The organism is Lysobacter cavernae (assembly GCF_042648505.1).
Classification (GTDB): domain Bacteria; phylum Pseudomonadota; class Gammaproteobacteria; order Xanthomonadales; family Xanthomonadaceae; genus Lysobacter_L; species Lysobacter_L cavernae.
The window spans coordinates 72,308-95,115 of sequence record NZ_JBHRXK010000001.1 but is presented as its reverse complement, the minus strand read 5'-3'; the positions used below and the strand labels follow the sequence as shown (position 1 = coordinate 95,115).

Below are 22,808 nucleotides of genomic sequence, written 5' to 3'. Positions count from 1 at the left end.
CGCGATGGAACCATCAGAACTTGTAGCCGACGGTAAAACTGTAGATACGTCCGAAATTGTTCGCGTAGCCGGAGAAGCTCATCCAGTCGTTCGGATCGTAGAACGGAAGGCGATTGAACACGTTCTTCGCCGTGACGCCCACGGTCAGCTTCTCCGTCGGCCTCCAGCTCACGCCCAGGTTGGCCGTCCACCACGACGGCGCGCCGTCGCACTGGCTTGGGGACACATTCACAAGACTTCCGGTACAGGTTTCCGCATTGTTGTCGAGCGCATCGACCTGCTCCCAGGCCCACTTGGTCTTGCCGACGTAGTTGACGTAGAAGCTGGTGGTCCAGTTCTGGTAGTTCCAGTCCGTGTTGAAGGTGGCGCGCAGGCGCGGGTTGTTGTAGTAACCAACCGTGTTGCCGTAGTACCAGCCGCTGCCATCGTCGGAGTTGTACATGTTGCGACGCGCGATGGTCGCGGCCAGGCCGATGTTCAGGCTGCCCCATTCGCCCAGGTCGAAACGGCTGCGGGCATCGATATCGAAGCCATCCACCAGGGTACGCCCCCGGTTCTTGTACTGGCCGACGACGCTGGCCACGTTGCCCACGGTGTAGGTCGGCAACGGGTTCGGACAGGCCACGCCGCTGGCCGGGTCGGCGCACATCGCCGCCACCACGGCCTCGTTGGCGCGGTCAGTATCGGTGATCGGAAAGCGCGTCATCGAGATGATGTCTTCCGGCTTGCTGTAGTCCGGCGCGACGATCTCGTTGCGCCGATAGATGAACCAATAGTCGGCCGACACCGACAGCCAGTTGGTCGGTTCGTACACGATGCCCAACGTGGCGATCTTGGCCTTCTCCGGCTCCAGGTCCGGGTTGGGCTCGGTCATGCGTGCCACGGTGCGGGCGCAATCGGAGTTGAGCACCGTCCTGCCCAGATCCACGTCGCCCGGGCGGCTGGACTGCAGCAGCAGGTCGGCCATCGCATTGGTTTCGTCGCAGCGGGTTTCGTCGCGGTAACCGCCGATCTGGGCGAACACGCCGCCGCTGCCGGACTCGGCCAGGCTGGGCGCGCGGAATCCTTGCGAATAGGTACCGCGCAGTAGCAGCTGCGACAGCGCCTGGTACTTGAGGCCGATCTTCGGGGCAATGTTGGCATCGAAGTCCGGGTACTTGTCCAGGCGCAGCGCCGCTTCCAGCTCCAGCTTCTCGGTGATCGGGGCGACGGCCTCGGCGAACAGCGCGTAGGTGTTGCGCGCGCCGTCGAACCACGAACCACCCTGCTGGGTGATCAGGCCGTTGGCCGCGTCCTCGTTGCCCGGGGTGTAGAAGGTCTCGCGGCTCACGTTGAAGCCGAAGGCCGCGCGCACGTCGCCGGCCGGCAAGGTGTAGACCGGTCCTTCGACCGTGCCATCCAAGGTGTGCAGCCGGGTCCAGGACTGGATGTCGAAGGTCGGGTAGGCCTCGCGCAGCAGCGCCGCGTTGGCTTCGCTGATCACGCCGAACTGGTACGCCGGGTTGTCGGAGATGATCACGCGGCCCGTACCCGGGTCGGTGGTGAACGGGCCGAATGCCCTCTCGAAGCCTTCCAGGTTGACGTTGACGGTCTGGTAGGTGGTCGAATGCGTGCCGGCGGTGGCGAACGCGGTTTCCCAGCTCCAGTCGCCGAAGCTGCCACGCAGTCCGGCCAGGGCGCGATAGCTTTCGTCGGTGTTGCGCTGCCCGAAGTAGTTGTCGCCCGCGTCCTGCAGCAGGTACTGCAGGCCGACCACGCCGCCCATCAGCGCCTTCAGCTCGGGGCTTGCCTTGTTGTAGACGTTGTTCGGGCCCAGGTACGGGTAGAAGAACTGGTTGACGTTGGTGCCGGTGTTGCGCGAGAACCAACTGCTCGGGTTGCCGGTGGTGGTGCCGTAGGAGCGCGGCGTGCCGCCGTTGGCGCGCAGGTCGATGTCGGTGTAGGTCGCCTCGGCGAAGGCCTCGGTGGTGTCGCCGATCAGGAAATGGCCGTTGACGTAGGCGGTGATGCGCTCCGACTCGGCGCCGCCGTCGATCTCGTTGTTCAGCCAGGTCTGCCAGATGCAGCGCGCACCGGCGGCTTCGATCGTCACGTTCTGGCAGCCCGGCGCCGGCTCCTGCTTGCGCGCCTTGGTTACTGGATCGAAGGCGAAATAGCTGCCGGGGTTGAACACGCCCGGCGCACTGCCGGTGTCGAGGCGCAGGTTCCTGATGTAGTTCGGGTTGTTGACGTAGTACTGGGCCGGCTTCTTGTCGTACCACTCGCTCAGCGGGATCCCCTCGCGCTTGTACATATTGACGGTGCCGTAGACGTTGTAGCGGTCCTCGTCGAGGTCGCCGAAGCCGCCGGTGATGCTGGCCTGGTGCTCGCCGTAGCTGTCGAAGCGCGACGACATGTCGGTGGTCGCAGTGACCTCGAGCCCCTGGTACTCACGCCGGGTGATCACGTTGATCACGCCGGCCACCGCGTCGGTGCCGTACACGGCCGAGGCGCCGTCGGTCAGCACCTCCATGCGTTCGATCGCCGCGGCGGGGATGGAGTCGACGTTGACGAACTGGGTCTGGAAGCCCGCCGGCGCGCCGTAGTACGACAGGCGGCGGCCGTTCAACAGCACCAGCGTGCCCTGCGCGCCCAAGCCGCGCAGGTTGGCCTGCGAAGCGCCGTCGGAGCCGGTGAACAACGACTTGGAATCCACCTGCGCGGGCCGGTTCGCAGGCAGGTTGTCGAGCACCTGGAGCAAGGTCCGGGCGCCCATGTTCTCGATGTCCTGCTTGCTGATGATCTGCACCGGCGAGGCGGTCTCGCCATCGATGCGCTTGATGCTTGAACCGGTGACTTCGATCCGCTCCAGATCGGTGGGCATGTCGCCGTTACCGCGCCCGGCCTCCGGCTGTGGAGCGGAGGCATCGGTGGGCTGTGCGGGGACCGGGTCCACCGCGGACGTCTGTGCCGAGACTGGGCCCGTCGCGGCCAAGGCTGCACTGAGGGCGATGGACAAGGCGGTGGCGGGTATGCAGCGATGACGGCGGCTTGCTGGCAACATCTCTCTCTCCTCGTTTCGGTCTGCAGCGCGGTGCGCTGCGCAGTGGTTGGGCTTGCGTGAGGCAACAGCGGTCCCGGGCCGCGGCCGTGGGCCGCAGTCGGATGTCGAGGGGGATGGGGTGAGGCTGGCTAGGGCGAGGCGATGGTGGCGGCGTCGCCCTCCTGTCCGATCAGGACCGCATTGGCCCAGTTGCCGCAGACCTGTGCCGGCTGCTTGCCCTGTGCACCGAGCGTGCGCAGGCTCAGGCGCTGCAGGCCGCGGATGTCGAGTTCGGGTTTGACCACGCCCGGCGCACGCACCAGGCCGCTGTCGTAGAGCAGGCGGTCGTCGCCCCAGACCTGGAACTGCAGGCCGCCGGCGTCGCGGCAGGTATCGTCGATGCCGAGATCGGCGCGCAGCAGGCGCCAGTCGCCCTGCAGTTGCAGATCGATGCGACTGGACGCGCCGACGCCGAGGCCGCGGCGGAAGTGCAGACCGTTCATGCGCATCTCGCTCGCGCCACCGTGGGCGCGGTCGCGCGCCACGGCGTTCGCCAGTGTCGGCGGCAGCGTCAGTTCGGAGACATAGCGCTGCTGCGCCGGGCGCTCGGCCGGTTGATGTTCGAGCACGCGGAACGTTGACAGCGTGATCGGCCCAACATCGCGCGGCTGCAACGCGTCGAACGCGCGCGCATCGCCGTTCTGCGCCGCCGACACCATCGGGTCACTGCCATCGGCGGTGGCGCCGTCGGGGTTCTGCGTGCTCAGCACGCGCAAGCGCAGCAGGCGGCCGGCGCGGGCCGGGAACTCGATGCGCTGTAGGCCCTGCTGCAGCGTCAGGTGCCCGCGTTTGATCGGCTCGCCCCACTCGCCGTTGCTGTCGGCCAGGTAGAGCTCGTAATCGCGGATCTGGCCATGCTTCCAGTGCTGGTCGTTGCGCGGCGCCAGCTCGATGCCGTCGATCAGGCGGCGTTCGCCGAAGCCGATCGTCCATTCGTGCGCGCCGGTGCGCACGGCCTGGTTGCGCACGCTGCGGAACCAGGTGGCGGGGTCGTCGTCGAAGGCGTTCTCAAGCGGGTGGCCGGGCTCCTCCGCCGGGCGGTTGACCACCAGCAGGCTGTCGGACGGCAAGGCGCGGCCGAGTGCCGGCGCGGCCGGGAAGGCGTCGTCGGGCAATGTCTTGGCGACCGGGAGGTCGAGGCGGACCTCGAGCGCACGGCGGATGTCGAGCTTGGCGGTACGCACGTGCAGCGTGCCACGACGCTCGGCCGGATCGAAGTACCAGCCTTCGGCGGCCGCCTGAAAAGCGGCGCGATCGGCCAGCTTCGGCAGCGCACGGCCATCGAGTTCCACCGCCTTCGGCGCCTGGCGGCTGAGCACGCGCAGGCCGTAACGGCGCTGCGGCAGCTGGCCGGCGTAACTGCCCTTGACCGGGTCGATGCGCACGCGCACCTCGCCACTGCCCCCCGCCTTTGACGGCATGTCCGGCGCCTGCATCGTGATCGCTTGTTCGCTGAACTCGCCCTGCGCGTAGCGGCGCGTGCCGCCGTCATCCTCGTACAGGGTGTAGTGCGACTCGCCCTGCGGGTACAAATCCAGGGTGAGTTCGTCGAGCGGCTTCTCGCCGTCGTAGAGCATGGTCGGGTACATCGGCACGATCGCGCCGGCACGCACGAACACCGGCAGCGTCGCCAGCTCCACCGCGCGGTCGAGCTGACGGCCCTGCGCATCGGCCGTCACCTGGCGGCCATCCCAATAGTCGATCCAGCGGCCGGGCGGCAGGTGGATGTCGCGGCGCCAGCCGCGGCTGGCGGCCTGGCTGCGGTAGACCGGCGCGACCAGCAACTCGCGGCCGAGCAGGAACTGGTACTTGTGCGCCTCGGTATAGGCCTGCGGGTCCTGCGGGTAATCCCACATCAGGCCGCGCACGATCGGTGCGCCAGTGTTTTCCGCCTCGCGCGCCAGCCCGTACATGTACGGGGTCAGGCGCATTTTCAGCTTCAGGTAATCGCGGTTGATGCTGCGGTAGGGTTCGTCGAATGCCCACGGGTGCTTGCGCGAATTGGCCGACCAACCCGACATGCCCATCAGCACCGGCGTGAAGCTCTTCCACTGCAGGTCGCGGGTGAAGGTCTCGGCGCTGCCGCCGAAGATGCCGTCGACGTCGCCGGTGGCGTAGGCGTAGCCGGACAGGCCCGAGCCGATCAGGGTCGGGATGTGCCAGCGGATGTAGTCCCAGCTGCCACTCTGGTCGCCGGTCCAGGCCACCGCGTAGCGCTGGATGCCGGCCCAGCCCATCACCGTCCACAGGAACGGGCGCGAGTCGGAGTTGTTGAGGATGCCGTTGAACGCCGACTGGTTGGCGTCCATCGCGAACTGGTAGCCCTTGCCGGTCCAGGCCACGTCCAGCTTCTGCACGCGGCTGCCGGCGGTGCCGACTTCCCAGGCGATCTGGTCGACCCCGTTCTCGGTCCACAGCCCGGTCTGGAAGCCGTACTTCGCCAACCCCTGCACGGTCTTGGGCAGGTCGGTGTAGCCGCAGCCATAGCCGTCGTTGGGCAGGATCCAGCCACCGGGCATGTCGTGCTCGCGGTACTGCTTGGCGACGGAGTCGACCACGTCCGGGGTGGTGCCGGTGGGGCCGTCGCTCCAACCTTCGGGCACGGTGCCGGGCTTCTTCTTGTTGTCGCCGTCGTTGTAGCAGTCGGCGTCGCCGTAGGACAGCGCCCAGCGCGGCAGCAGGCCGGCGCGTCCGGTCAGCGCGGTGTAGCGGTCGAGCAACTGGTGCAGGCCGGCGCCGACGAAGTAATACGCGTCGAAGCGGTCCTCGCGGTGCAGCAGCGTGGCCTGGTCGCTCTGGCGCAGGTCGTACACACCGTCGCTCCAGGTGTTGCGCAACATGCCCCAGCCGCGCGAGCTGAGCAGCATCGGCGCCGGATTGGGCCGATCGCCCTCCTCCCAGCCGCCGGAGTACGACACTTCCAGCTCGCGGCCCTTGAACTCGAAGCGCCCGTTCTGCTGGCCGCCACCGTAGAAGTGTTCACCGGCCTCGCTCGACAGCGTCTGCACGCTCTGCTCTTTGGCCAGGTCCAACGGCTGCAGCTCCTGCCACAGCGGGATCACCTTGCCAGCGTCGAGCCGGTCGAGGGCAAAACGCAGCGGCTGGCGCTGGACATGCAGCACCAGCGCACCGGTGCGGATGCGCACTTCGCTGGCGTCTTCCTCATAGGTATGAGGCACCGTGGCCGCCAGTTGCGGCAGTACGGCGGGCACTACGATGGGGGCGGCCTTGTCACCGGCCGGCAGCAACTTGCCGTGGCGGCCGGCCTGCACGCGCAAAACGTCCGGGCGCAGCAGGTCGATACGCACGCGGGTGCCGTCGTCGGTGGTCAGGTTCCAGCTGGTGGTGCCCTCACCCGCCGCGACCGGAGCGATCTCTCGCAGGTTGCTCAGGGACTCGGCCCAGGCCGGTGCCGGCCCAGCCAGTAGCGAAGCCAACAGCGTGATCAGCAGGCCTGCGCTACGTCGTCCGCGAGTTGCCACCTTGCCCCCAAGCCCCGCCAAAACGGGAATCCGAAACCGTTGCAACCGACTCTAGGGCAGCCTGTCGAAATATGTCAACAAATTGAAAGACAAAAGAAGGATATTTTCCATAAAACGAAACATTGTGCAAAGCACAACTTTCCAAACGCGCTGTTGCATCTTTATGGCCAGCAGCAGAGATTGGATTTGTCGAGCGTATTGGTGTGGGACGTGCGCTTATTCTCCTTGACCCTGCCTTGGCGACATGAACAGCCAAAACTTTCCGTTATCTTTCAATAATTGACATTTCGAAAGAAAACACGGATCGTGCGCACGCCCAACTGGAATCACGAATGGACGCTTCCCTGCTCCCTGACTTGCCCGCCTGGCAGCGCCTCGGCGGGCAGCACACCGCCGAAGAGATCGCCCAGCAACCTGCGCTCTGGGACGAGCTGGCGGATTCACTCGAGCTGGCGCGCGAGCGCATCGAGCGCTTTCTCGGCGACTGGCTGCGTCAGCCCGGGCACCGGGTGATCTTCACCGGCGCCGGCAGCTCCGGTTTCATCGCCGAGATGGTGGCCGACCAGATCAATGCGCAGTGGCCGGCCGAGGTGCGGGCGATCCACACCACCAGCCTGCTGACCCACCCGGCGCTGTACCTGCAGCGCGAGCGCCCGACCCTGCTGGTGTCGTTCGGCCGCAGCGGCTCCAGCCCGGAAAGCGTGGCCGCGGTCGAACTGGTGCGCGAGAACGTGGCGCAGGCGCGCTTCCTCGACATCACCTGCAACCCCGAAGGCGAACTGGCGCGTCGCGGCCAGGGCCGTGCCGATACGTTGACCCTGCTGATGCCCGCCGCCAGCTGCGACCGCGCGTTTGCCATGACCAGCAGCCTGACCTGCATGCTGCTGGCGGCACTGATCGCTTTCGACGCGGCGCCGTGGCCACAACGACTGGACCGCCTGCGCACGCTCGTGACGCATGGCCAGCGGGCGCTGACGCAATGGGACGATGCCGTGGCGACGCTCGCGCGCACTGCCTATGCACGAGTGATCTACCTGGGCAGCGGCCCGCTGGAAGCGCTTGCACGCGAGTCCGCACTGAAGCTGCTCGAACTCAGCGCCGGCCGTGTGCTGGCACTGGCCAACACGCCGCTGGGCTTCCGTCATGGTCCCAAGTCCACGCTCGATGCCTACACCCTGGTGGTGATGCTGCGCAGCGCCGAACCGCTCGCGCGCCGCTACGAGCAGGACCTGCTCGACGAGCTGCGCCGCGACGGCGTCGCCGGGCGCGTGCTGTCGGTCGGTCCGCAGGCCGGCGACAGCGAGCCGACCGATTTCACCCTGGCCGTGCCCGCCCTGCCCGACCCTTGGCTCGCGCCGCTGTGGTTGACCGTGGCCCAGCGCTACGCGCTGCACCGTTCGGCGGCGCTGGGCCTGACGCCCGACAATCCCTTCCCGGACGGCACGGTCAACCGCGTCGTCCAGGGCGTGACCATCCATCGCCACGGCTGAGAGCGCAGCGCCATGCAGACCTACGGCATCGACATTGGCGGCACCAAGATCGAACTGGTCGCCTGTGGTGACGACCTGGAGGTCGGCTATCGGCGCCGCGTCGCCACCCCGCAGGACGGCTACGTGGCCTTCATCGAGGCCGTGGCCGGGCTGGTGGAAGACACCGATGCCGAACTCGGCGGCGTCTGCACGACGGTGGGCGTGGCCCTGCCGGGCGTGCTCGACCGCGCCAGCGGGCGCCAGCTCAGCTCCAACGTGCCGGCACTGACCGGCCGCACGGTCGGCGCGGACCTGCAGGCGCGTTTGCAGCGTCCGCTGCAGCTGGGCAACGACCTGCATTGTTTTGCCCTGTCGGAAGCCCACGGCGGTGCTGCCGAGGGCTATCCCAGCATGTTCGGCGCCATCCTCGGCACCGGTGCCGGTGGCGGCTACTGCCTCGAAGGCCGCCTGGTCGCCGGTTACAACGGCATCGCTGGCGAATGGGGCCACTGGACCGTGCCGGCCACGCTGCTGGCCCAGCATGCGCTGCCGCTGCTCGACTGCCCCTGCGGGCTGCGCGGATGCCTGGAGCGTTACGTCTCCGGCAGTGGCCTGGCGATGATCCATCACCGCCGCGGCGGCGCGCCCATCGACGCCAGCGCGGTCGTCACGCTCTCCCACCAGGGCGATGCCATCGCCGCGCAGGCGCTGGACATCCACCGCGACCTGCTCGGCCACAGTTTTGCCAGCCTGATCATGGCGCTGGACCCGCACGTCATCGTGCTCGGCGGCGGTTTGTCCAAGCTCGAACAGCTCTACCGGGACCTGCCCTCCGCAGTGGCCGCGCACCTGTTCAAGGGCATGCGCGTACCGCCGATCGTGCCGCCAAAGTTCGGCGATGCCGGCGGCGCACGCGGCGCAGCGTTGCTGGCGCGCCAGCGCAGCGCGGCGTCCTGACCCCCCGTCTGATCCCCCGTCACCGGAGACCGCATCCATGTCCGCTGTCCAATCCCTCATCGCCGCCCACCGCCGTGGCGAGAATGTCGGCCTGTACAGCGTCTGCTGCAGCCACGAGCAGGTGCTGCTGGCGGCGATGCAGGTGGCGCGGCACTACGACACGGTGCTGCTGATCGAGGCCACCTCGAACCAGGTCGACCAGTTCGGCGGCTACACCGGCATGAACCCGGTGCAGTTCCGCGAGTACGTGCTGCAGTTGGCGCGCACCCAGGATTTCCCGGCGCAGCGCCTGATCCTCGGCGGCGACCACCTCGGCCCGAACGCCTGGCAGAAGCACCCCGCCGCCGAAGCCATGGCCAATGCACGCGAGCTGATCAAAGCCTACGTCGCCGCCGGCTTCCACAAGATCCACCTCGACTGCAGCATGTCCTGCGCCGACGACCCCACGCCACTGCTCGACGAGACCGTGGCCGCACGCTCGGCCGAACTGGCGCGGATCGCCGAGCGCACTGCCGCCGAGGCCGGGCTGCCGCCGCCGGTGTACGTGATCGGCACCGAGGTGCCGGTGCCGGGCGGCGAAGCCTCGCTGGCCGGCGGCCTGGCGGTAACCACACCGGCGGCCGCCGCCAAGACGCTGGAGATCCATCGCCAGGCGTTTTCGGCGCCGGACCTGGCCGCAGCCTGGGAGCGCGTGGTCGCGATGGTGGTGCAGCCGGGCGTGGATTTCGACCACAGCGCCGTGCAGCACTACGACCCGCAGGCAGCGACTGCGTTGTCGGCCTTCGTCGAGACCCGGCCGTGCATCGTGTTCGAGGCGCACTCCACCGACTACCAGACGGAAGGCGCGCTGCACGCGCTGGTGCGCGACCACTTCGCCATCCTCAAGGTCGGCCCGGCCGCGACCTTCGCGCTGCGCGAGGCGCTGTTCGCACTGGCCGCGATCGAACGCGAATTGCTGCCGGCAGCGCAGTGTTCGGACCTGCTCGAGGTGTTGGACCGCTGCATGGTCGAAAAGCCGGCGCACTGGCGCAGTCACTACAGCGGCGACGAGCACCAATTGCAATTGCTGCGCCGCTATGCGCTCAGCGACCGCTGCCGCTACTACTGGGGCGAGCCCGAAGTGCGGGCGGCGGTGGATCGGCTGATCGACAACCTGCAACCGCATGCGTCGTCGCCGAACCTGCTGCTCCTGTTGAGCCAGTACATGCCCGAGCAGCACGACGAGGTCGTGGCCGGCCGGCTGGCACCCGACTCGCACGCGCTGATCCAGCACAAGGTGTTCGGCCGGCTGGCCGAATACGCCCGCGCCTGCGCGCGCAACCGGGTCGGCCGGCACAGCGAGAACGAAACCTCCAAAGCCGCCGTGTTTTCGGACCGGTAAGCTTCCGCTTTCACCCCGATCGAGAACGCCCGCCATGCGAAACACCCGCCAACGCCGGCAACAGATCCTGCAACTGCTGGTCCAGCACGGCAGCGTGCAGGTCTCGGACCTGGTGGAGCGCTTTGGCGTGTCTTCGGTGACGATCCGCGCCGATCTGAGCCATATCGAGTCGCAGGGATTGGCCACGCGCAACCACGGCGGCGCCAGCCTGGTGCGCACCCCGCCGCCGGAGCAGGACATCCACGAGAAGGACGCGCTCAACCTGCCGCTGAAGGAATCGATCGGCGCGCACGCGGCGCGGCTGGTGAAGCCCGGCGACAACATCATCATCGATTCGGGCTCGACCACGATGACGCTGGCGCGCCACCTGCGCGGGCATCGCGACGTCACGGTGATGACCAACGGCCTCAACATCGCCTGGGAGCTGGCCAACGCGCCCGGCGTGGAGCTGCTGCTGACCGGCGGACTGCTGCGCAAGCAGTCGCTGTCGCTGCACGGCATCCAGGCCGAGAGCAGCCTCAACACTTACAGCTTCGACACCCTGTTCCTGGGCGTGGACGGACTGGACCTGCAGTTCGGGCTGACCACGCACCACGAGGCCGAAGCCAGCCTCAACCACCGCATGGTCGAACGCGCGCGCCGGATCGTGGTGCTGACCGATGCGTCCAAGTTCGGACGGGTCAGCCTGCACCGCATCGCCCGCCTCGATCAGGTCCACACCATCATCACCGACGCCAGCATCGACAGCGAGTACCGCGAGGGACTGCAGCGGCTGGGCATCGAGGTGATCATCGCCGAGCCACCGCCTTGACCACGACGCGCACCGTGCACGGCCGCATCCTCACCGCAACGGGTTGGGTGCGGGGCGACATCGAGTTTGACCAGCGTGTGCGGCGCATTCGCGCCACGCAGGACGACGCAGACGGCGGCGATGATCTACTGAACCATGAGCTGCTGATCCTTCCCGGCTTCATCGACCTGCACGTCCACGGCGGCGCCGGCGTCGACATCATGCAGGGCGGCGATGCCATCCAGACGGTGGCACGCACCCACGCGCGACACGGCACCACCGCCCTGCTCGGCACCACCATGACCGCGCACGAGGACGACATCGTTCGCGCGCTGCACGGCCTGGCCGACGCGATCGCCACCCGCACGCAGGACACTGCACGCGTGCTCGGCGTGCATCTGGAAGGCCCGTACATCAGCCGCGAGCGCCTCGGTGCGCAGCCACCGCTGGTGGTCGAGGCGACGCTGGAGCAAGTAAGGCGCTTGCACGCGATTGCGCCGATCCGCGTGCTGACGATCGCACCGGAGATCGGCCACCACCGCGAACTGATTCCTCAGCTTAGCGCGCTCGGTATTCGCGTGCAGCTGGGCCACAGCGTCGGCAGTTACGACGACGGCGTGGCCGCGCTCGAAGCCGGTGCCGCCGGCTTCACCCATCTGTTCAACGGCATGACCGGCGTCGACCACTACCGCCCGGGCATCGCCACGGCGGCCCTGGCGCACGCCGAATACGCCGAGCTCATCCCCGACTTGCAGCATGTGCATCCGGGCGTGATCCGCGCGGCGCTGCGTGCAATTCCGCGCCTGTACTGCGTCACCGACGCCACCGCCGCCACCGGCATGCCCGACGGTGAATACGCGCTGGGTTCGCAGCGCGTGCACAAATGCCTGGGCTGCGTGCGCCTGGCCGACGGTTCCTCGCTGGCCGGCAGCGCGCTGACCATGGACCAGGCGCTGCGCAATCTGGTGTCGATCGGCCTGGAGCTGGCCGACGCCTCGAACCGGCTGTCGCGCTACCCGGCCGACTACCTCGGCTTGCACGACCGCGGCCGCTTGCAGGCCGATGCCTGGGCCGACCTCGTGGTGCTGGACCCACAACTGCAGGTGCAGCAGATCTTCGTCGAAGGCGACGAAATCGCAATCAGCTGAGCGCCGCACTCCCGCGCCGCGCGGCGCTTCCCGTCCCAACAGGGCCAGCACAGACAGGACCGCACGATGAACGACGTTTCCGCCGCAACGCCCGTGCAAATCCACACCGCAGCGCCGTTGTGGCGGGTGCGCTACCTGCTGTTCATCGCCGGCATGGGTGGCCTGCTCTACGGCATCGACATCGGCATCATCGCCGGCGCGCTGCCGTACCTGGAGGCCACCGCCACCGCCAGCTGGCACCTGACCAGCCAGCAGCTCGGCTTCGTGGTCGCGGCGGTGCTGCTCGGCAGCGTGCTGTCGTCGCTGTTCGCCGGCGTGGTGGCGGACCTGATCGGCCGCCGCGGCGCGATGCTGCTCGCCGGCGTGCTGTTCACCGCGAGCATTCCGATCATGGCGCTGGCCGCCGGCTACCTGCCGCTATTACTAGGCCGGCTGCTGCAGGGCGTCAGCGGCGGCCTGATCGGCGTGGTGGTGCCGCTGTACCTGGCCGAAGTGCTGAGCCCGGAGCGGCGTGGTCGCGGTGCGGCGATGTTCCAGCTGCTGCTCACCGTCGGGCTGTTGCTGGCGGCGTTGATCGGCCTGTACCACGCGCACGCGGTCGACGCCGCCAGCGCGGCGGTGCAGCACCTGTCGGGCGAGGAACAGGGACGCCTGCTGTTCGACGTCAAGGACCACGCCTGGCGCACGATCTTCTGGAGCTGCCTGCTGCCGGGCCTGGTGTTCACCGGCGGCGTGCTGGCGCTGAGCGAATCGCCGCGCTGGCTGGTGCGGCGCGGCCGCATTGCCCAGGCGCGCACGACCCTGCAACGCACCGTGGCGGCGGCGCAGGTCGAGGCCACCCTGCAGCAGATGCAGGCGACCGACGTCCATGCCGGCACGGCGCACGAGCGCGACCGCCTGCTCAGTCGCCGCCACGTGTGGCCGTTCCTGCTCGCCTGCGTGATCCTGGCCTGCACCCAGGCCACCGGCATCAATTCGGTGCTGGCCTACGCGGTCAACATCCTCAACCAGGCCGGCCTGCCCGGCGCGGTCGCCAACGGCGCGGACGTGGCGATCAAGCTGCTCAACGCGGTGATGACGGTGGTGGCGCTGGTGCTGGTCGACCGCAAGGGCCGCAAGTTCCTGCTGATGCTCGGCAGCGGTGGCATCACCGTGGCGCTAGTGGCGGCGGGTCTGCTGTTCCTGCAGGCCGAACGCGGCCGTGTCGACGTGCAGCAGTCGCTGCAGCAGCAGGTGACCGGCGATGCGCTGGCGCTGCGGCTCGATGCGGCGCAGTGGCAGCGCCTGGGCGTCGCCGACACGACCCAGCCGCAGCAGCTGACCGTGTCCTACGCCTACGGCGGCTTCAGCAACGTGCGCTCGCTGCGCAGCGATGCACCCGGCGCGGCCGAGCTGTCGATCCGGCGCGAGGACGCGGTGCAGGCCGACAGCGTGATCGGCGCGTTCTTCCGCCGCCTGCACCTCAACCCCTTCCCCGACCCGGCCACCGCCGCGCAGGCGCCGCTGCGGATCGAGCGCGCCAGCCTCGGCCCGGTGCCGTCGCCGGCGCACGGCTGGGCGGTGGCCGTGTGCATCCTGGTGTTCGTCGCGTTCTTCGCGGTCGGCCCCGGCGTGTGCGTATGGCTGGCCTTGTCGGAACTGATGCCCACACGCATCCGTTCCAACGGCATGAGCATCGCCCTGCTGATCAACCAGTTCGTCTCCACGGTGATCGCCGCGATCTTCCTGCCCACCGTCGGCCACTACGGCTACGCCAGCATGTTCTTCTTCTGGGCCGGCTGCACCGTGGTCTATTTCCTGGTCGCGGCGTTCTTCCTGCCCGAGACCCGCGGCAAGTCGCTGGAGCAGATCGAGGCGCATTTCCGCTGAGCACGTGCCCGGCGACGTTGCCTGGGTGGCAACGTCGCCCTTGGAGACCAAGCACGCCTCAGCTGTGACAGGAGCCGCAGCAACTGGCGGAGGCGATCGCCGGCGCCGCGGGCATCGGGGCATTGACGACGGCATAGCCCTCCTCCTCGATCGCCGCGACCGCTTCGGCCTGCGACAGCCGGCCTTCGACACGTACCTCGCCGGCAGCCAGGTCGACATTGACCCGCGCACCCAGGTCGCGTCGCAGGACAGCCGCCGTGATCGCGCGGATGCAGTGATCGCAGGTCATGCCCTGTACCGTGAATTGCATGTGGGTTCTCCGTTTGGCCGGCCCAGTGCCGGCAACGGAAGGTTGCGGATTACCACCGTGGCAAGGTCAAGCGAGCCGGATCGGGAAGTGCGATGGTTGACCTTCCCATCATGGGAAGCCCCATCTTCGCCAGCACATCGCCAAGGCATGGAGCTGAGCCAATGAACACCCCGCTTTTACAAGCCGCTGCCGACCAGGCCGCACACCTGCGTTTCGGCATCGCCGGCATGACCTGCGCCTCCTGCGTCGGTCGCGTCGAGCGCGGCCTGCTTGCCGTGCCCGGCGTGCAGCAGGCCAACGTCAACCTGGCCACCGAAACCGCCGAAGTCGTCACCGATGGCTCCGTCGCGCTGCACGCACTCACCGCCGCCGTGGTCAAGAGCGGCTACGAGGTGCCCGCACGTACCGTCGACTTCGCGATCGGTGGAATGACCTGCGCCTCCTGCGTGGCCCGTATCGAAAAGGCGCTGCGCAAGCTGGCCGGCGTGCTCGAGGCCAGCGTCAACCTCGCGACCGAGCGCGCCCAGGTACGCATCACCGACGCGGTGTCCGATGCCGACGTGATCGCCGCCGTGCGCGAGGCCGGCTATACCGCGCAGGTCGCCACACAAGCGCGTGCCAGCGACGATGCCGCCAAACCCGCCGTGTCGCGCGAATCGCGTCATCTGCTGATCGCCGCCGCGTTGTCGTTGCCGCTGGTGCTGCCCATGGTCGGCATGCTGTTCGGCCGGCACTGGATGCTGCCGGGCTGGTGGCAGTTGGCACTGGCGACACCGGTGCAGTTCTGGCTGGGCGCGCGCTTCTACAAGGCCGGCTGGAGCGCGTTGAAGGCCGGCACCGGCAACATGGACCTGCTGGTTGCGCTCGGCACCAGCGCCGGCTACGGCTTGAGCCTCTACCACCTGTTCGCTGATTCGCACGGCCACGGCACGGCGCCGCTGTATTTCGAGGCCTCAGCGGTCGTCATCACCTTGATCCTGCTCGGCAAGTGGCTGGAGGCGCGCGCCAAGCGGCAGACCACCGCCGCGATCCGCGCCCTGCAAGCGCTGCGCCCGACCACGGCGCGGGTACGCCGCGACGGCGCCGAGGTCGAGGTGCCCGTCGCCGAAGTACGAGTCGGCGAAGTCGTCGTCGTGCTGCCGGGCGAACGCTATCCGGTCGATGGCCGCATCACCGCCGGTCGCACCCACGCCGACGAATCGCTGATCACCGGTGAGTCGTTGCCGGTGGCCAAGGGCGAAGGCGATCGCGTGACCGGCGGCGCCGTCAACGGCGAAGGACGCATCGAGGTCGAGACCGTCGCGATCGGTGCGGAAACCGCGTTGGCGCGGATCATCCGCCTGGTCGAGGACGCGCAGGCCAAGAAGGCGCCGATCCAGCGCGTGGTCGACCGGGTCAGCGCGATCTTCGTGCCGGTGGTCGTGGGTATCGCCCTGCTGACGCTGCTCGGCTGGGGCCTGGGCACCGGTGACTGGAGTCAGGCCATCCTCAACGCGGTCGCCGTGCTGGTGATCGCCTGCCCGTGCGCGCTGGGCCTGGCCACGCCGACGGCAGTCATGGCCGGCACCGGCGTGGCGGCACGCGCCGGCATCCTGATCAAGGATGCGGAGGCACTGGAAACCGCGCACAAGGTCGCAGTCATCGCCTTCGACAAGACCGGCACGCTCACCGAAGGGCGCCCGGTGTTGACCGAAACAGTGGCGGTCGACGGTGATGCACCGGCGCTGTTGGCGCTGGCCGCTGCGTTGCAAAACGGCAGCGAGCACCCGCTGGCCAAGGCGGTGATCGAGGCTGCGGGCGACACTGCGCACGGCATCGCGGCGGCCGACATCGAGGCCGTGCCTGGACGCGGCTTGCGCGGCATGATCGCCGGCCGCCCGCTGCTGCTCGGCAGCAACCGGATGATGCTCGAAGCGGGCATCGACCTGGGCGCGCTGGCCGCCCGCGCCGAGGCATTGGCCGACTCGGGACACACCGTGTCGTGGCTGGGCGAAGCCGGTCCGGACGGTGCGCGGCTGCTCGGCCTGCTGGCCTTCCGTGACCAGGCGCGTGCCGGTGCCGGCCGTGCGATCGCCCGCCTGCACGAGCTCGGCCTGCGCACTGTGATGATTTCCGGCGACAACGCCGGAGCAGCCGCGGCGGTCGCCCAGGCCATCGACATCGACGAGGTACGCGCCAACGTACTCCCAGGCGACAAGGCCGCCGCCATCGCCGAACTGCGCACGCACGGCCGCGTGGCGATGGTCGGCGACGGCATCAACGACGCCCCTGCCCTGGCTGCCGCCGACGTCGGCATCGCCATGGGCAGCGGCACCGATGTCGCCATGCACGCCGCCGGCATCACCCTGATGCGGCCGGAACCGGGATTGATCGCCGCCGCCATCGACATCTCGCGCCGGACCACGCGCAAGATCCACCAGAACCTGTTCTGGGCATTCATCTACAACCTGGTGGGCATTCCACTGGCTGCCTTCGGCCTGCTCGATCCGGTGGTCGCCGGTGCGGCGATGGCGCTCTCGTCGGTCAGCGTGGTGTCCAATACCCTGTTGCTGCGCCGCTGGCGCGCAGATACCGGTCACTGAGGAGTCATCGTCCATGCCCCGCACCCCACGCCCGGAACTGGCTGATGCGCGCCTGCAAGGCCTGCACAACATCGGCGAAGCGGCCGACCTGAGTGGCGTCAGCGCCAAGATGATCCGCCACTACGAGAGCATCAGCCTGATCCCGCAGGCCGGCCGCACCTTTGCCGGCTACCGCATCTACAGCGATACCGACGTGCACCGCCTGCGCTTCATCCGGCGCTCGCGCAACCTGGGGTTCTCGATCAAGCAGATCGAAGCCCTGCTCGGCCTGTGGGACGACCGCTCGCGTGCCAGCGCCGAAGTGAAGAAGCTGGCACAGTCCCATGCCGACGAACTCGCCGAGAAGATCAGCGAGATGCAGGCCATGCAGCGCACGCTGCAGGATCTGGCACACCGTTGCCACGGCGACAACCGTCCGGATTGCCCGATCCTGGACGACCTGGCGACGGCGCACGATCGCCCCGTCGCCGCCGCGACAAAACCGCTGAAAGCGAAAACGACGAAGCCGTGAGTACCGCACGCCCCGACTCGGGGGCTGCGGTCGCGATGGCTACAGCACCGGTTTGAGCGATGGATCACGCTCGCCGCGCAGTGCCTGCGCGCGCGACTCGGCCTCTGCTGTCATCGTCGGGTCGCCGAGGGCGCGGTACAGGGCCAGCATCGCCCAGGCCACTCGGTAGTCGCTGCCGGCAAAGGTATCCAGGTCGCCCAGCACCGAAGCCGCGGCTTCGGACTGACCTTGCTCCAACAGCAACATCGCCTGCACTACGCCAGCGCGTACGCGCTCGTCGGGATTGCCATCCTGCTCGGCCCGGTTCGCGGCCCGCTGCACCGACTGCATCGCGGCGGCGCTGTCGCCGGCGCTGTTGGCCACCAGGGCACGGGCTACATCCCAGGGGCTGACGGCATCATCGGCACCGGGGCTTCCGGATTGCGGGGCTCGCGACAGCCAATGACGCGCGCTGGCCTCGTCATTGTTGCGCAACGCCGCCTGCACGGCCGCCAACGCCCAGGAGCCGCGCACGTTGGTGTCGGTCTCCGGATATTGCCGGGCCAGGGCCCCGGCCTGTGCGGTCGCGCCTTGCGTCAGGCGCAGCCGCAACGTCAGCTCCCGCAGTGCGGGATGGCTGTCGTCCAGGCCCAGTGCCTTGAGCCGATCAAGACCTTGCGCGGCTGCGCGAAGGCGGCCGTTGGCCAGCAACGCCTGCACCTGGACCACGCCGACGGCGAGCCCCAGGTCGGCATCCTCGGCCGCCTCAGCCTGCGCCTGGGCGCGCTCGATCGTCGCCAACGCAGCCGCCGGTTGCGCCAGCTTGAGCTGGGTGGCGGCCTTGGAGCTCAGGGTGGCCGCCAGGTAGTCGCGCACGTCGAAGCGCTCGTACACCGCAATGGCGCGATCGAACTCCTGCAGCGCCTGCGGGTAGTGGCCGCGCCGGGTTTCGATGATCCCCAGGTTGCTGTCGACCATCGCCGCTTCGACCAGGTCGCCCGCGCGCTGCATGGCGATGCGTGCGTGGCCCATGTCGCGCACGGCTGCTTCCATCTTCTGCTGTTCGACCTGGGCCACGCCGCGACCGTTGTAGGCATTGCCGGGCAATGAAGGATCGTCCAGTGCGGCTGGATTAGCCTCGATCACGGCCAAGGCTCCGGTGTAGCGTTTTTCGGCCTCGGCGAAGTTGCGGCGACGGATCTCGACGGCGCCCAGGCCCATCAGGGCTCTGGCGCGGACTTCTGCGCCGGGCTGCGTGGTTTCTTCCAACACTGCCTGGAAAATGCGCGCAGCTTCATCGATGCGACCGGAACGGTACTCCAGCTGCCCCGCACGCACCTGCAATCGGGGGTCGACGCGTTGATCTGACGGCGCGGATTCGATCAGGCGACGCGCCACCGCCAATTGACCGGTCTTGAGTTCGGCATCGATCTGCTGGACTCGTTCAGTCAAAGGACTCGGTGCTGCCTCGGGATCTCCACTCTTGCGTCCCAGCCGGCGCAGCCAGGAATCGCTGGCAGCGGCTGCCGCCGCCAGCGGCGTGGCCCCGCGCGCTTCGATCAGGTGTGGTTGCTTGCCTTCCTGCAGCAACACGCGCAGCCGCCAGCCGCGCGCATCGCGGCTGGCCTCGGGTGCCAGCACCCAACGCGCACCGCTGGTCGCCTGCAGTTGCCGCAGTGCCGCCTCTCCGGGGGCACCATCGGATCCGAGCTGCGCACTCAGGTGCAGGGTCTGGTCGCTGGGCAGGACTTTCAGTCCGCTGCGGCGCAGCCGGCTGGCGATGTAATCCATCGCCCCCAGTCGCACCCAGGCCGATTCGGCATCGACCGGCGTAACCGCGACCGGCAACACCAGCACGATGTCCTGCTGCGTCGGCGTCGATTCACGCGGGCTCTGCCAGGCATGCCAGCCCGCACCTGCCGCCACGACCGTCAGCAGCACCGCCAGCGCGATCCAGACCCAGGCGCGACGCGGTGGAGGCGATGGTAGCGGTGCCTGCGACTGCGCCGATGGCGCCGCGTCATCCTGCGGCAATGCGATGGTATCGCTCGGCGGCAGCGGCAATTCGGAGGCCGGCAACCTTCCGGCCTTCGGTGTGTCGGCCACCTCCTCTGCGACCGGTGCGACCCAGCGGTAGCCGAAGCGCGGCACGGTGCGGACCATCGCCTGCTTGTCGCCGGTATCGTCCAGCGCCTTGCGTGCGCGCAGCAGCGTCTGCGCGACCACGGTGTCGCTGGTGTCGACCCGCCCCCAGACGGCCGATATCAATTCGTCGCGGCCGACCGCGCGATCGCGGTGTGCGATCAGGTAAGCCAGGCACTCGAATGATTTGGGCGGCAGCGCAATGCGTGCGTCACCGCGCCAAAGCTCGCGGGACGCAGGATCAAGGGTGTATTCGCCAAAGCGAAACCGCGTCTGGGGCATGCGCCGGATTACTTCGTTTGCCCCGATCCCCCGTCCGGCATCGGGCTGCCAGACTACCGATCCTAAGCGATCGGGGTCCGGTCCGGGGGCATCAGCACGGGGTTTCAGCGCACCTGGACATCGAAAGCGACCGACCACAGCGGCGACGCCGAGGCCTCCCAGGATCGTCGATAGGCAAACCGAAGCCGCATCGCCCCCGCCTGCTGCGCGCGGAAGTCCCAGGTGTGCACCGGCATCACCCGCTCGGCTGATTCCGTGCCTGGGTCAGACTCGATCCGCAACGCGGGCGGAACGGCCCCGTCCAGGTCCCACCTGTAGCCCGTCGCCGGACTCACGGGGAGATGAACACGAAGCACCTGCCCCGAACGAAGCTGTATCGGTGCAAGCACATCACCGATGGTGGCATCGATGGCATCCGGATCGCGGCGTGACTCGACGCGTTGCAGCACCCCGCCCCCCGCGAGTGCCGCCGTCGGAGCACCCAAGGGACGCAGTTGGCTCTCACCGATCCGCAACAGCACGACGGAATCCTTCGACGTGTCGGGTTCCAGCCGGAGCATGTCCAGCCCACCGCTCAGCGCAGGAGCGGCTCGGGTCGACCATGAACCATGCAGCTCGATGGCCGCATCCTCGACCGCGTCGACCGCGCGCAGGCGGGTTTTCCGCAGCGAGAAACGTGCGGGGGCGCCCCGCAGTCCTTGATGCAGCAGCAGGTCCCAGCGTATCGCGCGGCAGTCGACGCACGGCAGCGTGCCTATGTATCGCGCATACGGGCGCTCGCCTGTATTCGCGCGCCCCGCAGAAGACCCGCGGCCGTCGCTATCGCACGAAGTCAACAGAACCACCAGCGCAAGTCCCGCCCAGTAATGCCTGCAAATCGCAATGACACTTCTCCTTGATCGAAGCACCGGCCGGGGCCTCCCCCGGCCGGGCATTCGCACCGCCCCTATTGCTTCCGTGCCGCGATTCGCTCTCAGAGCACCTTGACGCGCAGCATCACGCCCGCGCTGTCGCTGCTGGCGACTACCTTGATGTAGTAGCGCCCCGCTGCCGGCGACGACAGCACGATGGTCTGGTTCGTGCCAGGACGCACGGACGCGCCGATGTTCATCGTCGGCATCGGTTCGGCTTCGTAGTTGGCGTAGACGCGCAGCACGCCACGGCCACCGTAGCTCAGGAACTCGAGCCGGGTGGCGCCCGCCGGCACGTCGATCGCGTAGATCTCGTCCTGCCCGGCCGCCAGCGGCGGCATCGCTTCGACCACGCCGCTGGTCAACGGCCGCGACACGATCGGCTGGCCGAAGGTCTTGGCGCGTTCGACCGCTGCGTTCGCATCGAGGATGCCGGCGCCGATCGGCTTGGACGGCGACGGCGCCACCGGAAACGGTCGCGCCGAGGCCACCAGCAGGCCCTCGATCGTGGCCGGCGTCAGCGGTTGCGGGGCTGCGCTCTGCATCAGCGCGACCACGCCGGCCACGTGCGGCGCGGCCATCGAGGTGCCGACCATGCCGACGAGACGATCCGCCACGGGCACCGTGGTGCCGGTGTTGTGGGTGGACCAGATGTATCCGTTGGCCCCGCTCACGTCGGCACCACCGCCGGGTGCGGACAGGTCGATCGAGGCGCCGTAGTTGGAGTAACTGGCGCGGACGCCGGTGTAGCCGGTCGAAGCGACGTTGACCACATTGGCGCAGCTGGCCGGTGAATGCGTGGCCGCATCGGCGTTGGAATTGCCGGCCGCGACCACCACCGTGGCGCCCAACGAGACGGCCGTGTTGATCGCGTCCTGCATGACCTGCGGGCAGGTCTGGCCGCTGCCGAGGCTGAGGTTGATGACCTCGGCCGGGTTTGCGTTGACCGGTACGCCCGTCACCGTGCCACCGGCGGCCCAGACGATGGCGTCGGCCACGTCCGAGGTCAGGCCACCGCAACGGCCGAGCACGCGCACCGGCACGACCTTCGCGTCCGGAGCCACGCCGGCGCCATCGACGCCGTTGTTGGTCACTTCGGCGATCGTGCCGGCGACGTGGGTTCCGTGCCAGCTGCTGTCGCGCTTGGCCGAGCCCGTACCGCATTCACCAGCGGCATTCCAGCTGCCGATGTCCCAACCGCCCGGCACGCGCTCGGCAGTCTCGCGGCGCGAGACAAACGGATCGGTGATGAAGTCGTAGCCCGGAAGCAGGTTGCCGACCAGGTCGGCGTGCGCCGTCGCACCGGTGTCGACCACCGCCACCACTACGCCGGCGCCCTTGGCCTGCTCCCACGCCGTGGTGACGCGGGCACCGCCGGCACCGGTGCCGTAATGCCACATCTGGTGCGTGGCCAGGGCCGGGTCGTTGGGCAGCGCGTACTCGCGCACGATCGCGTCGACCGCGACGTATTCGACATTGGGGTCAGCGGCGATCTGGCGCATCAGCGTCTCGGCTTCGGTGCGCGACAGGCGCTGCGAAGCCTTGAGCACATGCATGCCACCACGCGCGGTGGCGCGCAACGTGTTGACCTTCAGTGCGGTCGAACGCTTCACGCCCGCCGCCTGGGTGCGGCTGACCGCGGCATCCAGCGAGCGTTGCCGGGCTGCCGGCTGCACGCGCTCGGTGCTGCCGGTGCGGTACTTGACGATGAAGCGCGGGCTGATCCCGGCGTCTTCGATGGATGAGAAATCGATGCGGGCGCCGGCGGCGAGTGCCGGCAGGCAGGCACCGGCCAGGAGCATGCTGAGTGCAGTACGGCGGAGAGTGCGGGTGTTCTTTTTCATGAGTGGTTCTCGATGAATTCAAGAGGGACGAAGGCGCCGGGGCGGCTGTTTCGGGTCAGCCCCGCCACC

The 22,808-nt window shown here is 68.5% G+C and carries 14 protein-coding genes; 8 read left to right on the top strand and 6 right to left on the bottom strand.

The window, feature by feature from the left end; genetic code table 11:
* Nucleotides 1-13: 13 nt before the first annotated feature.
* Both ACFOLC_RS00485 and ACFOLC_RS00480 read right to left on the bottom strand, forming a co-directional pair.
* The gene (locus ACFOLC_RS00485; protein WP_386756723.1) at nucleotides 14-3,043 is read right to left on the bottom strand and encodes a TonB-dependent receptor domain-containing protein; all 3,030 of its coding nucleotides are present in this window, start codon (nucleotides 3,041-3,043) and stop codon (nucleotides 14-16) included.
* Nucleotides 3,044-3,171: 128 nt separating this feature from the next.
* A complete protein-coding gene (locus ACFOLC_RS00480) occupies nucleotides 3,172-6,519 on the bottom strand; it encodes a TIM-barrel domain-containing protein (protein ID WP_386756722.1) in 3,348 nt (1,115 codons plus the stop codon).
* A gap of 377 nt (nucleotides 6,520-6,896) precedes the next feature.
* Here ACFOLC_RS00480 and ACFOLC_RS00475 point away from each other — a divergent pair, with 377 nt between their 5' ends.
* The 6 genes from ACFOLC_RS00475 (at nucleotide 6,897) to ACFOLC_RS00450 (ending at nucleotide 14,178) form a co-directional block, all read left to right on the top strand.
* Complete coding sequence (locus tag ACFOLC_RS00475) at nucleotides 6,897-8,054, top strand: SIS domain-containing protein (protein ID WP_386756721.1); 1,158 nt, start codon at nucleotides 6,897-6,899, stop codon at nucleotides 8,052-8,054.
* Nucleotides 8,055-8,066: 12 nt separating this feature from the next.
* Entirely contained in the window at nucleotides 8,067-8,990 is a 924-nt protein-coding gene (locus ACFOLC_RS00470; RefSeq protein ID WP_386756720.1) for an ROK family protein, read from the top strand.
* Nucleotides 8,991-9,027: 37 nt separating this feature from the next.
* Nucleotides 9,028-10,371: a D-tagatose-bisphosphate aldolase, class II, non-catalytic subunit gene (locus ACFOLC_RS00465; RefSeq protein WP_386756719.1), complete on the top strand. Its 1,344-nt coding sequence runs from the start codon at nucleotides 9,028-9,030 to the stop codon at nucleotides 10,369-10,371.
* Between the two features lie 34 nt (nucleotides 10,372-10,405).
* Nucleotides 10,406-11,182, top strand: a complete 777-nt coding sequence (locus ACFOLC_RS00460) for a DeoR family transcriptional regulator (RefSeq protein WP_386756718.1) — start codon at nucleotides 10,406-10,408, stop codon at nucleotides 11,180-11,182.
* Nucleotides 11,179-12,309, top strand: a complete 1,131-nt coding sequence (locus ACFOLC_RS00455; RefSeq protein ID WP_386756717.1) for an N-acetylglucosamine-6-phosphate deacetylase — start codon at nucleotides 11,179-11,181, stop codon at nucleotides 12,307-12,309. The genes ACFOLC_RS00460 and ACFOLC_RS00455 overlap by 4 nt, the downstream gene beginning before the upstream one ends.
* Before the next feature lie 66 nt (nucleotides 12,310-12,375).
* Nucleotides 12,376-14,178 (top strand): MFS transporter, encoded by a 1,803-nt coding sequence (locus tag ACFOLC_RS00450; RefSeq protein WP_386756716.1) that lies wholly within the window; start codon nucleotides 12,376-12,378, stop codon nucleotides 14,176-14,178.
* A gap of 58 nt (nucleotides 14,179-14,236) precedes the next feature.
* Here ACFOLC_RS00450 and ACFOLC_RS00445 read toward each other — a convergent pair whose 3' ends face one another.
* Nucleotides 14,237-14,488: a heavy-metal-associated domain-containing protein gene (locus tag ACFOLC_RS00445; RefSeq protein WP_386756714.1), complete on the bottom strand. Its 252-nt coding sequence runs from the start codon at nucleotides 14,486-14,488 to the stop codon at nucleotides 14,237-14,239.
* A 161-nt stretch (nucleotides 14,489-14,649) separates the two neighbouring features.
* On the opposite strand from ACFOLC_RS00445, the gene ACFOLC_RS00440 reads away from it, so the two are divergent.
* Both ACFOLC_RS00440 and cueR read left to right on the top strand, forming a co-directional pair.
* Nucleotides 14,650-17,070, top strand: a complete 2,421-nt coding sequence (locus ACFOLC_RS00440; RefSeq protein WP_386756712.1) for a heavy metal translocating P-type ATPase — start codon at nucleotides 14,650-14,652, stop codon at nucleotides 17,068-17,070.
* Nucleotides 17,071-17,083: 13 nt separating this feature from the next.
* The gene (cueR, locus tag ACFOLC_RS00435) at nucleotides 17,084-17,581 is read left to right on the top strand and encodes a Cu(I)-responsive transcriptional regulator (protein ID WP_386756711.1); all 498 of its coding nucleotides are present in this window, start codon (nucleotides 17,084-17,086) and stop codon (nucleotides 17,579-17,581) included.
* Nucleotides 17,582-17,620: 39 nt separating this feature from the next.
* Here the strand turns inward: cueR and ACFOLC_RS00430 are convergent, their stop codons facing one another.
* The 3 genes from ACFOLC_RS00430 to ACFOLC_RS00420 all read right to left on the bottom strand — a co-directional run bounded on the left by ACFOLC_RS00430 (nucleotide 17,621) and on the right by ACFOLC_RS00420 (nucleotide 22,739).
* Nucleotides 17,621-19,984 (bottom strand): winged helix-turn-helix domain-containing protein, encoded by a 2,364-nt coding sequence (locus ACFOLC_RS00430; RefSeq protein WP_386756710.1) that lies wholly within the window; start codon nucleotides 19,982-19,984, stop codon nucleotides 17,621-17,623.
* Between the two features lie 104 nt (nucleotides 19,985-20,088).
* Complete coding sequence (locus tag ACFOLC_RS00425) at nucleotides 20,089-20,829, bottom strand: protease inhibitor I42 family protein (protein ID WP_386756709.1); 741 nt, start codon at nucleotides 20,827-20,829, stop codon at nucleotides 20,089-20,091.
* A gap of 128 nt (nucleotides 20,830-20,957) precedes the next feature.
* A complete protein-coding gene (locus ACFOLC_RS00420) occupies nucleotides 20,958-22,739 on the bottom strand; it encodes a S8 family peptidase (protein WP_386756708.1) in 1,782 nt (593 codons plus the stop codon).
* Between the last annotated feature and the right edge of the window lie 69 nt (nucleotides 22,740-22,808).